The organism is Citrobacter sp. W9, from assembly GCF_026719375.1.
Taxonomy (GTDB): domain Bacteria; phylum Pseudomonadota; class Gammaproteobacteria; order Enterobacterales; family Enterobacteriaceae; genus Citrobacter; species Citrobacter werkmanii.
Window position 1 is genome coordinate 1 of sequence record NZ_JAPPTE010000022.1, and the last position, 12,388, is coordinate 12,388.

Below are 12,388 nucleotides of genomic sequence, written 5' to 3' on the forward strand. Positions count from 1 at the left end.
GGCCAGGCCTCAGCATTTTATTATGGTGATCCCCTGGGCGAAATGCGCCTGGTAAGCAGAGTTTTTGAAATGTAAGGCCTTTGAATAAGACAAAAGGCTGCCTCATCGCTAACTTTGCAACAGTGCCTCCCCCGCCGCTGGCCGCACATTTGATGGCGAGAGTATACCTGCTCTGTCGGCAGCGCGTCTTTTCTTGTCTTCATATATGCAAAATTAGTCCAACATACAAATGCGATCAGGGTCAACACCCCCGCGTCCACCCTGCAAAGCGCCCTTGACCTTTATACCCACTGAAACCCTCGCGCCCCCGGCCCCTCTTTTTTTTCTCTTTTTTTCTCTCTTTTTCTCATATTTTCTCGCATGGCTCATCCAGCGACCGGAGTCCCTATGTGGGGTTTGCAGGAACCGGACGGAAAGACCGGCACGGCCCGGTTGCCGCAGGCGGGGGAAATGGCCAGACCGGGCACGGCGGTTTCTTTTTAAAATGGTGGGCCCGGGCAGAATGGTTACCCCGGGCACGGGCCCGATCCTGAAAACGACACGGAGGTTTCAGGTACGGCTCCCCTTTCTGCCCCAAGCGAAGCGCAGGGGCAGAAAGGGGAAGTTTATTTGTATGTTGGACTAATAGAGGGTGATGTACGTGAATTCTGCCCGGGTTTTCCCGGCGATTATCCCGGAATCCATCACCGATATTCTTCCCTTTATCCTAATACCGGTGATGGCCACCGGCACAAAATGCAGGGTGTTCCGGCCCGGCGAAGATGCGGCCGCAAACCAGCACGAAAGTGTCGGTCGGAAAAAGGTGAAGCCAATGCTGGTGGCCGCACGGAATTCAGGCGGGCACTCGACGTTACTCACCCACGACTCCGGGTTAACGGTTCGACTCCGGGTAGCCTGGCCCGGGTGAAGCCCGGGGCAGGCTACCCTGTTTTTGTATGTTGGACTATTTTGACGGGTACTGGAGCAAACCACTCTGCCACACGATATGGCATTTAGTTACCGCTCTTGCGGTTCATGGATGAAATAGTCGGTTCTGTCAGGAGGGAGTCAGGGAAATGTGAAGAACCGAAATGGCCACGCTGAAAGATCATGTAGCCAGTTCAGATAAGCAAATTGAGTTAACGCCCTCGCTCATACCGCACCAGCTCTTCAGGTTTAGACAACCACTCTGTAATCTGGTGATCATGCATTGACGTATCGTATTCAAAGTCTGGCGGATAATACATATCGCCAACAAACCACTCTTCCTGCTTTAATTCATCCTCATCTATATCACAACCGCTATCAAGCCAGTCCCATCGGCCTCTTTTGTTAAAAATCACTCTCCCATTCGGCATAAAAGCTCCTTATTCAGTCAGATGGTTACGGTCTCGATATCTCGATGCCAGGTTAACATCGTTCACCAGTTTTACCACGGCTGGACGTTCGGCTTCAGTCCAGGAATCAGGCTGATAGTACACCCGCAGCGATTATCATCAAACTACTTCGCCTCTCAATCCCGCGCTCTCAAATTTCTGTTATGCATCATGCCAGAGTACAATATGAGGACACTATCGCCGGAATATTACCGACCGCCCCGACGATTAACGTTACCGGCCTAAGCTGAGGAAAATGGTTCTATGAAGTCATTTCTGATCAAAATGTCAAACGCGCATAACGAACACATCCGGGAAGTCGCTTCCGTGGATGAAGCTATTCGTATCGCATCCGAAAGAGCAAATGAAGGTTTCTGGCTTCCACCCAGCCGGGTCTGCGAAATGAGCAAGGAACATGAAGGCCGGTATACAGTCGGTGATGATGGCTGGTTCCGCCCCATCGAGCTGGCGGTTCCAGTCGAAATAGAAGAAGTGAAGTCGTCCTACGGGAACGGTGGTTACGACATGATTTCCGTAGGCAAATGGATCCAGACTCAATCAGGCTGGCAACCGTCACCGGCTGTCTGACTCTCCTTTTGTTTCGGTGGGGCTAGAGTGCCCCACTATTCTTCCGCTTTACGCTCGCGTTTTTCTTTGTCGCACTTCACTTTTTCATAAGCCTTGCCAAACCACTTAGGCTCTTTTCCCATCCCCGAATAAGATAGTCCTTCCGGCAGACTCTTCCAGAACACCGTTATCGCCTCGGCAAATTCTCTAAACTGTTCCTCGGAAACTTCAAGTTCTTCGTGGCGAGCTGGTCTCTCTTGCGGATAACCTTCGCATTGCCATACTGAGTAGTACTCCGGGTGAGCATTAACCAGTTTCTGGTGGGCATCACCATCTCCATGTTTATAAACGTTGACAACCTGATGACATGCACTGATTAACGGGAAACATGGCATGTTTCGTACTTCAATACCCAGCCATTCCATCAAATCCATAAGCCTCGGAAAACTGAGGTTCCAGATCAAATCTGATATCACAACCATGTCGAGCCACCGCCAGCTTCTGGCCTCCCGGATAAGCAGATCTCGTAATGCCTTGTCAAACTGGTGGTACATCCCAGCGGTCAGGGAAAGCGTGACCGTGACCTTCATTTCCCGCAACGCAACCCAGTGGCAAGCTTCAATCTGTTCAATATTCTCGTATACGTCACTTTCGTCGTGGTAATCAGGATTGAACCAGTCTCCAGCTGACTCTATAAATGACTCGCCTTTCTTTGTCGCTTCACTCCTGATCTCCACATCACTGAACTGCGACAGCAAACGTTCCTGCGCTTGTTCAGCGTAAAAAAGATGCGGGTTAAGCACCCACGGTCGGTCAATTGCCGCAAAGAAAAAGATGTTCCATCTCGGGTCGATAATTTCTTTTTCAGCATCAACAGCTGGCGCTGATACACTGCGGTTTGATTGTTTTTTTCTACCCATACCACTATCCAAATTAAAAACAGACGAAAAAAAACCGTCCAGCTGGACGGTTAATATCAAAATATCCTTCAGAAGTCTGACACGGGTCAGGCGCTAACCCGGGCAGTCGCTACTCACTAATTAAACCCCGCATAGGGGAAAACAATATTTTGATACTCCGACAACGCACCCCGCGATGGGGGAAGGTATGTCAGGCCAGTCTAACAAACCCAAAGCTCGTTGCAACCGCCAATCAGTGACTTAATCCTGGCAATCCTGATCATCAGTTTCAGTTCCGCAACTTAAGTAATCCATATTTAAAAACATTTTGTTCCCCGAGCCTGCCAATGCAGACAGACCTGAGATTTTACAGATCACGACAATCGACGGTACGCGTTTATAAATCTCGATTTCGCTTTCCCAACTTGACGCAAGATACCTTTCAAGCTGAAGTTCAGGGGTTACATCAACAGGTTGAATTCTGACCACAAAACCGTCTTTTCGCCCCTCATTGCGAAGAGATGTTAGCTGTTTTATCTCTGCATCGTTGAGTGTGGAAAATTTACGGCCATTAAGAATATGAGAGCAAAAATTGAAGCCAGTGATATGAGATGAGCCACCAGTTATCGATTCCAAAATGCTTGCATATTAGCTATCTGGGGGTTAGGCTCGCCTGTTTGCGGAGTGGATTCACATAATTCAAGGAGTCTTTCCAATTCCGATTTGGAATCACCCATACCCAATTCATTGCAAGGAAAAACATTGTGATTATTATTCATGAAAACTCCGTAGCATTAGATTTGAAGGCTAGTTTTCAACACTATGGGATCCCGAAATAAGTTCTCCCCCCCGCTCCCGGTAAGCTTTGGTTAATACCGCATAACTTTCTGAATTAACATGCTCATCAACCCCCGAACAAATCAGCCGGTTCGTCGGTGCTTCAAAAGCGTGGCGTTCGTATTTTTCGACCACGCGACAATCTTCCGACCATCTCTTGCCGAGCAACAAATCATTTGTGGTAATTGATGGAAACATCATCAATGCAAAAATTCCCCCAAGACAGCCTATTGGCACGAGCCACATGCAAACGATCTTGTTTTCGGAGCGTACAAATTTCAACCCGATGGTAGCGCCTATGATAGTCACGACAAATACCACCAGCAGAATTTTTAAGGGTAAAATCAGATCTGCGGCATAAATTAGCATTAATCATATCTCCTTAACTTTTCAATATTTGGTTCCTTCAAAAAGCCATCCATACTTTCCTTCATCTGGATGATCTGTCTTGTAGTTTATCTGGCAAGTGGTGAACTGACGCATCCATTCTCGTGACCTAAAAAATTTCCCACGAGGAAGTTTATCGCCAGGTAAGCATTGTTCAGCCCATTCGACAAAAGCAGGACAAACCCCCTTAAAGTGAGGAATAACAACTTGCGTGGCTTCTTTACGCATTACTGCTGACTGAATGGTTTTGGGATCAATCGTCATGGCTTCACAGGCTAACCCGACTTCACAAACATTTCTATTCTGCTGATGTTCTGTCATAGCGCCTTCCAGTTGAAGTTAAGTAGGGTCAGTTTGGATTTGAAAATTGTTGTACGGTAAGCCTGTTCTTGAACCTGCTTCGTGATCTTATGCCCGTTTGATGGCCACGGACTGACGCAAAAGTGCAAGAACGTCACTGACACTCATATCCCACGCATCCGCCTGCCGTTTCAGAATAAATGCCCCTACTTCCATTCTTTGGGCATGGTTCAACATATGCGTCAGCATATCCCCACCATGAGAAAAGTTTATCCCGCAGCCGGATGCACCATTGTTGATGAGCGTAAAACCTTTGTTTTTATCGGTTCCGTGAAAGTTTGCCCTCATCTCCTTTTCCAGCCCGAACAATACCGCGCAACATTGAGTTAATTCATAGCGATTCAGCTGGATGACGCGCTTAAGCTCCCATTGGGCTTCTTTTGCGCCATCAGCAATCGGAGCCATAGTGATGTTCACCGTGGGAAACGCATCCTTACCAGGCGAAACCACATATTGAAAATCAAGAGCAGTACGTTTTGCGCCCGTTTGCCGGTCTGCATAAAGCTTCAGCTGCTTACCAAATGTCGAAGTCATAACTATCCTCCAGAACTTAATTTACCCTGGTCATTCCAGCCGACAAAAGATTGTCGGGTTGTTTTCTACAGGCCTTCCCTCTCAATCCCACCGGGTATATTTTCCCCTTCCCTCTCGTTCCCACCGGCGATAAAAACTGTGCAGATTAAAAAAGTATCTTTTTGGGATTAGGCGAACAGCAGTAATTATAAAGAGGAGTGTTATTTTCTTTATTTTTCATGGTAATACAAGTTGTATTCAATAGAGGCCTGACGCGCCCCATCAGCTTTTCAGATGTAAATGGGACTATTTATCCTTTAGCGACTACAAAATCACGGGTGGGTTTGAGAGGGAAACGTCAACTTAGTGTTTTTGACCGGTGGGAATGAGACAGCACATTCCCGGAACCGGGCAAAAAGACGTTTCAAACATCAGGAACCTGTTAGTTTGGGATTCCGATCCGTGATCTGAATGGTGGGTACGCTGGTGTCCACCAGGTAGTAAAATTTCAGGTAACCGATGCTGGCAAGCACATCGAGAGCAGTTCGCATTTTCCGGTTCTGTTCGGCAATGCGCCCATTGAGCAGTAAACGCTGTCGAAGTCTGTCAAAGGTGATCGGGGCTGGATGTTGAGGTAGCGCTTCAAAAAATGTATAGAGCGCCTGAGCCGTTTCATTCCTGGTAAGTAGCTCCAGGGGTTTCTTCCGCAACAGAGTAAGATGATCTGAACGGTACAAATCCCAGAGTCGTTCGTCGGCTTCCAGGATGATGTAATCACTTTCACCATCAAATTCCGCCTCTTTCAGCAACCCGGCTACTTTGAACTTGGTGATCCCCGGGTTCTTCTCAAACCGAATGCTTTTTGAGCGAATCTTCGTCAACGAATCGGCTATCTCATTGCGCAGTTTCGTGCTGTAGCGTTTTGATGGGTAGCCGCAGAGTTTGGCAAATTCACTAAAGGGCATTTTAATCCGGTTACCTTTCAGCGCATCAGGCGATACGCTGAAGGAATGGACGATTGCTGTCCAGCACCGGAAGTCCTGGAAATAATTCAGCATCGGGCCGGTGATCTTTATGTCCGTGTACCCTTCCTGTTTTGCAATTTCCAGACTGGATAGCGCTTCCGTCACGTTTAGCGTGACCGTTGCCTCTGTTCGGCAACTGGGAGTAAAAACGCCCAGGCGGAGCAGTGATACAGGTTGTACTGATGAATTTTTTGTCACCGTCAGCTTTCCAGTCGACGGCTGATTGAAGTCGGGAATAGCGTCCTTGAAAAGAAGAACTTCATTCGAGTTCATCGTGTGGATCCCCCAGTTTTATTGTTATTTTCCGGGTATCTTGGAATGCCCAGTCCGGGCGAATGTATCACGGTGATTTTTATTGATCATGAGAAATAGGGGTCATTTAGTCCCCATTTATCGGGTATTGGTTTTTATTTGTACTAAATCAATACGTTATTTCAGAGATGAATCGGATAAATGTCGTTGACATCAAATTTTTGATCTGCTGCCAGTGTGGACAAAAAATGAATACCGATCACCTATTTTTGAGATTTGTTACGTATGATTATGTTTTTATTTGATGTTTTCATTAGCACAGCAGATGTTGATAATTAAGTTCCTTTCCCCTTCCAATCCCACCGTTATTCCCTTTGAACACCACCAGCTACCAGGCTAACCCCACCGACAGCCCTTCAGAGCTCACTTTTTTCCCTCTCAACCCCACCGGGGCAGGTCTTCAGAGCTTACCAGCTGCGGGTTTGCGGGAGCGGGGATCTTTTTGGTTCTATTTGGTCTTAATCTGGATCGATCTGTTGATCTACCCGGTGGATATGTGGATTAGTTGAGTCACGTCCTTGTTACTCGGTTGCTTAAATTTGGCCACTACGAACTGTCTCAATACCACTCTGAACAACATCCCAGTTGATACCGATATCACCATCGTGAGTTCGGTCTATCAACGCTAAGGTCGACTCAGCTTCGCTAGCTGAAACCTGCGGCATGTTTCGGTCTATTGCTAACTCCTGAACATCAGACTTGTACCAGACACGGACTAGCACCTTTTCGTCAGGGTTCATTTTTTGCAGCTTTGCGATAATTTCTTTTGCAGTTGCGTACATGTGAGTGCCTCTTATCGTTTTGTTTACACAATCAGTAAAGCACCGAGTCAGTAGCTGACGAAGGCAAAAAAGATACTTTTCCACAGGACAGTTCCAATAAAGAGATCCCAAAGGTGCAACGGAGTACAAAAGAGATCCCTGTACGCTGCAAGCCGCATGGTTACTGGGCTCAAGGGCATTTTATGACAATGGTAATGACTTTTTTGACATTGGTAATGATTAAAATGACATTGGTAGTGACTATTTCGACGTTAGTAGTGAGTATTTGTGACAATGGTAGTGAGTTTTATTGTGTGATCTGAAGGTATAACTCTTAAAGAGTTTTGAGTATATTTCTATTATAATTCATATAGATACCATCTATCACCTGTATGATGAAACAAAATTATTAAAATCTTATCCACTGTTTTCTATACGCATTTTCCTTTCATGCCCGTACATATTTTCGACAATTTAGCTATTCGATGTTGATTTAACTCGAAGAGAGAATTTATCCCCATTTTCCACAAGGTAGTTCCAATAATTAGTACCTTACGAGTTCCCATAGATCACAAGAGATCCCCGCAGCTCGGAAGCCAGACGGCACAAGGCCTGGAAGCCAATCGGTGACAACGGTAGTGATTATTTTGACATTGGTAGTGAGTTTTTTAACGGTAGTAGTGAGTTTTTTGACAACGGTAGTGATTGCGGCGACAATGGTAGTGATTTTTTAAAGGATCTTTTTCACCGGAATTGATCCTTTGTTGATAAACTACGTATGTATTTGTTTTTATGTGAATTTCAGAGTTTTATATTTAGTCGTGGCGTTTTTTTAGCCTGGACTTATGCACAATCTGAGATCGTCGCAGAGATCCCTTAAGTGACACTGAGGGCTTTGGGCGATAGTATTCAATAATCTGTTGATTAATACAGTCGATAAACCACTATGACCAATGAGAAAGATTCTGAGCAGCAAGGCCAGATGGTTACCAGGGCTTTCTCTGTAACAGAGAGAGAGACAGGTAAAGAAATTATTTTACGTCCTAATAGCAGCAGGACGGTTCAGTCTATCGCGCTCATGCGCCTTGGGTTGTTTGTGCCATCACCAAAAAGCGTTGGCCGTCAGAGTCGTGAATACAAAACTGTTGGCTTTGATGCCACGAAAGAACTACAGACACTTTCTTTGATGGAGAGCGAGGGTTTCACCAATATCTCGATCGTGGGTCAGCGCCTCGATATGTCTGTTGACTTCAAAACGTGGATGGGAATCATCCGAACGCTAGCTAACCATCCGATTGATAACGATAAGATCAGCCTCAAATTTACTGAGTTTCTGAAGCTCTGTAACCCTGAAAATTATCGTTCCTCTACCGCATCCCGTAAGCGTATCGACGCGTCGTTACGCAGGCTGGCATCCGTGATGTTGTCCTTCACCAGCACCCACTCGTCAAAGGTGTATACGACGCACCTGGTGCAGTCTGCCTTGCTTGACCCGGACTCTGATCAGGTAGAGCTACAGATAGACCCTAAGATATTCGAGTTGTATCAGTACGACCACAAGGTTTTGATGCAGCTGAAGGCTATCAAGGAACTGGCGAAAAAAGAGAGCGCACAGGCGCTTTACACGTTCATTGAGTCACTTCCACCAAATCCAATCCCGATCTCCTTAACGAGACTTAAGAACCGATTAAATCTTAAGACCCGTGCCAACAGCCAGAACGCCACAGTACGTAAGGCATTGGAGGAGCTGGCATCCATTGGTTACCTTCAGTACACCGAAGTAAAAAAAGATGGGAAGGTTTATTTCCAGATCCACAAACGCGATCCTGATTTGAATCTGAACAATATCCAACCACCACCTGATGGTGATGGCGAGGGTGATGCTGATGAGGAGAACAATGGCACGTCGGGTAAAAATAATGGTGAGCCACTGGAAGGTGAATTGTGCCCACCAGATGAGCCCATTGATGGGGATGAAACGTTAACCATCCATGACTTAACAGCTGAAGAACTTCACTACATTCGCAGCCTTAGAAGCCAGAAAAAGAACAATCCCGCCAGCTAGCATTCCCTCCGGGCTGTCAGATGACGGCCTGGAACCCTCCCTCCCTGCACATCGTCAGAGAATCCTGTTTAGCTTAATGACAACGGTATTGAGTGACGCGGTCACTACTGTTGTCATTGCGGGGTGACCACTCATGACAATGGTAATGAGACTAGATAGCTCACTACTGTTGTCATCATCGACATCTCTCCAGACCAGCTTCTCAGGGAAGGTCTTACACCGCTCACTACCATTGTCGGAATCGCCGGTACAGACAAATCGCTGATACCCATGACACCATGACATCGGCAATGAGTCTTGGCAGCTCACTGCTGTTGTCATCATCGACAACTCTCCAGAGCAGCTTCTCGAAGAAGACCTCATACCGCTCACTACCATTGTCGGCATCGTCAGTACGGATTTATCGCTGATTCCCATGACACAATGACAACGGTAATGAGTGATTTGACTCACTACCGCTGTCATTTGCTCCCGGCGCATTTGAATGACCACTGTATTGACTAAGAATACTCACTACCGTTGTCATTCATGATTCAGACCAAGTTCTTACTGCTCCACCAGCACAATGACAACGGAAATGAGTTCTGTTGGTCATTACCGTTGTCATATGCATTCCAGGTTAATCAGGCCTTTCAGGTAGCTATGGTAAGGATTCACTCGCCGTACTGTCTGCTCGTACTTGAGGGGCGGGATGAATGACCGTGGTAGTGACCGCGTCACTCCCTGCCGTTGTCGTTGTATGAATACATGGCCTGTCGGTGACAATGGAAATGAGTCCAACCGCTGTCGTAGCTAACCTGATTGGTCAATGACAATGGATGTGATTTTTTCAAGTCTCTACCATTGTCATCGTTTCCAAGTACATTTCAGTGGGGTCGTTCCGGCGATGACGAATCAAGTGAGTGCGGGATCACAACCATTGTCGAGGCACAACTTGCCGGTTGTAGCCATACCGAACGCTGCGACAACGATAGTGATCTCGATCACTCATTACCGTTGTCACCAGGCGGATGGTGAAGCACCAGAATCACTACTGTTGTCATCTAACATTCTGCTACCCATGCAACCAATGACGATGGTAGTGAGCAACGCCGTCTACTTGCTGTATATAGGGATAGTATGATGAGCCATAACAATGGTAATGACTCACTACCATTGTCATAGTTCCTGTACTTGATTGCCGGTAACCAGACAAGGGTTAACCATTAAGTCACTACCGTTGTCATTACAGAAAGGTACTTTCCTTAATTGTCATTACCGTTGTCGACCATGCACCCTCTTACCAGTAGTAACGGTTCGTTAATTATGTGAAGGTGATCATTACCATTGTCACTGGTTACACTCCCGGCAGATTCAAAAATCGAGTGACAATGGATGTGAGTTCGATGCGCAGGACGGCATCTCAGTGCCGATGGCAATAGTTATGAGCTGACCAGACTGGTGACAACGATAATGAGCCAAGCATTGAAGCCCGTTTGCTACGACAACGGTAATGATTAGGCCTCACTACCGTTGTCAGACACGATGCTTACTTCGGCCAGGTAAGTTCATCCCACCGGGATTTTAACCAGGCAGGGTTTACAGGTTTTCTTGTCGGTAATATTGGCCGAGCTTCATACGCGATGAGATCGTCATCCTTAGCCAGGATAGTGGGGTGGAAATGGATTGTCAGGGTGCTGGGATTAATCACACACAGGCCGTTGTCGTATAACCGATGTATGTCTGCCCGAAGCCACAGGCCATTACTCCAGTGGTCAGAGCCCGCTTTATGATGCTCAATCAGATGTGCTGCTTCTCCCCTGCATTTTGTCTTCACACCGGTGACGACACACCGCTCCATGCAGTTGAAGTATACCCTGTCGCTGAATTTCTTCTGATCAGGACGGGACATCGCACCGTACCGGCGATATCCAAAGCGTTTTGGTGAGACTTTCTCATCCAGGTCATCGTCAAATGAATCCTGACTCTCAGGCCGGAAGGTCTTCAGACGAACTTCCCAGCGAATGCCGTCACGTGCAAATTGCTGCCCTACGCGTGGGTCATCATCAGGCCAGATAGCTATTCCCTTAGCTTTAACAGCCAGCCGGAACTGGCGGGCATCAGCAGGGGTTCCCGTGCGGGTTAGTGTCATAAATTCATGGACACTCCGGTACTCCACTGGTTCTCCTGATGAGCCAGCAGGCCTGGCGAGAACCTTGTCTTTAATATCGCGGGCGAGTTTATCGGTTTGATTTTTATCTGAAGCCATGTGAGCTATGCCATACCGGAAGAGGGAGGCATGAATAATGGGCTGTTTTCCGAGGATAAGCCATAGATACTCACTACTGTTGTCATTCTTGTCGATGACAACAGTAGTGAGTCTGGTTGGTATGCATCATGTCGAAATCGGAGCACCGGTGACTTATCGAATAGTCTGAACTGACTTGTAATGCGCTTGTGCAGGGTGGCCATAAGCCGTATTCGAGCGTGGAACTTCGAGGTGACCCGGCATCCATCCGGTCGTTTTTGCAACCCAGAAACAGCGTTCCTCACCGTCATCGGTAGTGACTCTAACACGACAACCTTCAAGCCCAATTAGTTGGGGGGAAAGATTACCGGGGCAGCATTTCCGGGAAGCGTTAGCATATACCTGCCCGCGCCGCATGAGTTCTGCACATTGTTCAAAATGTTCTTCTGTACCCAGTGCAGCTACTGGTGCTTCAACGTCCATCCAGTCAGCTACGGCGGTTGCTTTTGTATGCAGGAGATCAAATCCGTAGCTTGATAGAATAGAGCCACATTTAAGAACATAGAGCTGCTGCTCTTTGTTAATGTTTTCGAGTTTCATAGCCGCTCCTGTTAGATTATCGTTGCCTGTTATTTAAAACATGGCTTTTCAGTAAATAAATAACCACACCTGCATGACGATTGGGACGCGATAATAAATAACGAGTATCTATTAGCTTTGAGTGCCGAAAAAACCACAATCCATAAGTTGCTCACCAACGGTATTGTCGAATAACATATCGTCTACTGAAACTTCATAGCTATTCTCTGATGAAAAATATCCAGCGTTATCATAGTCGACTTCTAAAGCGTCACCATCAATAACCACAACCTCAGTATTAACGAAAAGATCATCAAGGTCTGAAATAACCTCAATATCTTCACTCTGTTCATCGGTAATGACAATGACAACCATATCATCTTCAAACTCGGAAGCTGATACTTCATCATATCTTGCTGCAATTAAATCTGACATATTAGCCTCCAGTTGAATGTGATTGCCTATATGTCTATATTACCACCCACATGCTTGTGACGAAGT

General features: G+C 46.6%; 14 protein-coding genes and 1 pseudogene. 3 read left to right on the plus strand and 12 right to left on the minus strand.

Going from position 1 to position 12,388, the window contains the following annotated elements:
* Positions 1-75: pseudogene (locus tag OOJ59_RS22855) on the plus strand (IS6 family transposase); the annotation flags it as partial.
* Positions 76-621: 546 nt separating this feature from the next.
* Here the strand turns inward: OOJ59_RS22855 and OOJ59_RS22860 are convergent.
* Positions 622-858 carry a hypothetical protein gene (locus OOJ59_RS22860; protein WP_071602877.1) on the minus strand — a complete coding sequence of 79 codons (237 nt, stop codon included), beginning with the start codon at positions 856-858 and terminating at the stop codon, positions 622-624.
* 260 nt (positions 859-1,118) lie between these two features.
* Complete coding sequence (locus OOJ59_RS22865) at positions 1,119-1,337, minus strand: hypothetical protein (protein ID WP_007372345.1); 219 nt, start codon at positions 1,335-1,337, stop codon at positions 1,119-1,121.
* A gap of 282 nt (positions 1,338-1,619) precedes the next feature.
* On the opposite strand from OOJ59_RS22865, the gene OOJ59_RS22870 reads away from it, so the two are divergent.
* Complete coding sequence (locus OOJ59_RS22870) at positions 1,620-1,943, plus strand: hypothetical protein (protein ID WP_007372343.1); 324 nt, start codon at positions 1,620-1,622, stop codon at positions 1,941-1,943.
* A gap of 35 nt (positions 1,944-1,978) precedes the next feature.
* Here OOJ59_RS22870 and OOJ59_RS22875 read toward each other — a convergent pair whose 3' ends face one another.
* The 7 genes from OOJ59_RS22875 to OOJ59_RS22905 form a co-directional block, all read right to left on the minus strand.
* Positions 1,979-2,902 (minus strand): hypothetical protein, encoded by a 924-nt coding sequence (locus OOJ59_RS22875; RefSeq protein ID WP_007372342.1) that lies wholly within the window; start codon positions 2,900-2,902, stop codon positions 1,979-1,981.
* Positions 2,903-3,082: 180 nt separating this feature from the next.
* Positions 3,083-3,457 carry a hypothetical protein gene (locus OOJ59_RS22880; RefSeq protein WP_223226822.1) on the minus strand — a complete coding sequence of 125 codons (375 nt, stop codon included), beginning with the start codon at positions 3,455-3,457 and terminating at the stop codon, positions 3,083-3,085.
* Positions 3,458-3,628: 171 nt separating this feature from the next.
* The gene (locus OOJ59_RS22885) at positions 3,629-4,027 is read right to left on the minus strand and encodes a hypothetical protein (protein WP_016241545.1); all 399 of its coding nucleotides are present in this window, start codon (positions 4,025-4,027) and stop codon (positions 3,629-3,631) included.
* A 21-nt stretch (positions 4,028-4,048) separates the two neighbouring features.
* A complete protein-coding gene (locus tag OOJ59_RS22890; protein WP_009651680.1) occupies positions 4,049-4,366 on the minus strand; it encodes a hypothetical protein in 318 nt (105 codons plus the stop codon).
* Between the two features lie 87 nt (positions 4,367-4,453).
* Positions 4,454-4,939 carry a hypothetical protein gene (locus tag OOJ59_RS22895; protein WP_007372340.1) on the minus strand — a complete coding sequence of 162 codons (486 nt, stop codon included), beginning with the start codon at positions 4,937-4,939 and terminating at the stop codon, positions 4,454-4,456.
* A gap of 410 nt (positions 4,940-5,349) precedes the next feature.
* On the minus strand, positions 5,350-6,216 hold the full coding sequence (locus tag OOJ59_RS22900; RefSeq protein WP_008786567.1) for a RepB family plasmid replication initiator protein: 867 nt from the start codon (positions 6,214-6,216) through the stop codon (positions 5,350-5,352).
* 572 nt (positions 6,217-6,788) lie between these two features.
* Complete coding sequence (locus OOJ59_RS22905; protein WP_016241546.1) at positions 6,789-7,037, minus strand: hypothetical protein; 249 nt, start codon at positions 7,035-7,037, stop codon at positions 6,789-6,791.
* A gap of 925 nt (positions 7,038-7,962) precedes the next feature.
* On the opposite strand from OOJ59_RS22905, the gene OOJ59_RS22910 reads away from it, so the two are divergent.
* Positions 7,963-9,081: a RepB family plasmid replication initiator protein gene (locus OOJ59_RS22910; RefSeq protein WP_016241547.1), complete on the plus strand. Its 1,119-nt coding sequence runs from the start codon at positions 7,963-7,965 to the stop codon at positions 9,079-9,081.
* A gap of 1,528 nt (positions 9,082-10,609) precedes the next feature.
* Here OOJ59_RS22910 and OOJ59_RS22915 read toward each other — a convergent pair.
* From OOJ59_RS22915 to OOJ59_RS22925, 3 genes are all read right to left on the minus strand, one after another.
* A complete protein-coding gene (locus tag OOJ59_RS22915) occupies positions 10,610-11,329 on the minus strand; it encodes an HNH endonuclease signature motif containing protein (RefSeq protein WP_007372337.1) in 720 nt (239 codons plus the stop codon).
* Between the two features lie 153 nt (positions 11,330-11,482).
* The gene (locus OOJ59_RS22920) at positions 11,483-11,908 is read right to left on the minus strand and encodes a hypothetical protein (protein ID WP_016241550.1); all 426 of its coding nucleotides are present in this window, start codon (positions 11,906-11,908) and stop codon (positions 11,483-11,485) included.
* Positions 11,909-12,019: 111 nt separating this feature from the next.
* Positions 12,020-12,322, minus strand: coding sequence for a hypothetical protein (locus tag OOJ59_RS22925; RefSeq protein ID WP_007372336.1), 303 nt, complete (start codon positions 12,320-12,322; stop codon positions 12,020-12,022).
* Positions 12,323-12,388 lie beyond the last annotated feature (66 nt).

Bases quoted from the DNA above. Each gene is read 5' to 3' on its own strand.
- OOJ59_RS22910 (WP_016241547.1), top strand. From the start codon at position 7,963: ATGACCAATGAGAAAGATTCTGAGCAGCAAGGCCAGATGGTTACCAGG.
- OOJ59_RS22885 (WP_016241545.1), bottom strand. From the start codon at position 4,027: ATGCTAATTTATGCCGCAGATCTGATTTTACCCTTAAAAATTCTGCTG.
- OOJ59_RS22895 (WP_007372340.1), bottom strand. From the start codon at position 4,939: ATGACTTCGACATTTGGTAAGCAGCTGAAGCTTTATGCAGACCGGCAA.
- OOJ59_RS22915 (WP_007372337.1), bottom strand. From the start codon at position 11,329: ATGGCTTCAGATAAAAATCAAACCGATAAACTCGCCCGCGATATTAAA.
- OOJ59_RS22870 (WP_007372343.1), top strand. From the start codon at position 1,620: ATGAAGTCATTTCTGATCAAAATGTCAAACGCGCATAACGAACACATC.
- OOJ59_RS22920 (WP_016241550.1), bottom strand. From the start codon at position 11,908: ATGAAACTCGAAAACATTAACAAAGAGCAGCAGCTCTATGTTCTTAAA.
- OOJ59_RS22865 (WP_007372345.1), bottom strand. From the start codon at position 1,337: ATGCCGAATGGGAGAGTGATTTTTAACAAAAGAGGCCGATGGGACTGG.
- OOJ59_RS22900 (WP_008786567.1), bottom strand. From the start codon at position 6,216: ATGAACTCGAATGAAGTTCTTCTTTTCAAGGACGCTATTCCCGACTTC.
- OOJ59_RS22925 (WP_007372336.1), bottom strand. From the start codon at position 12,322: ATGTCAGATTTAATTGCAGCAAGATATGATGAAGTATCAGCTTCCGAG.
- OOJ59_RS22905 (WP_016241546.1), bottom strand. From the start codon at position 7,037: ATGTACGCAACTGCAAAAGAAATTATCGCAAAGCTGCAAAAAATGAAC.
- OOJ59_RS22890 (WP_009651680.1), bottom strand. From the start codon at position 4,366: ATGACAGAACATCAGCAGAATAGAAATGTTTGTGAAGTCGGGTTAGCC.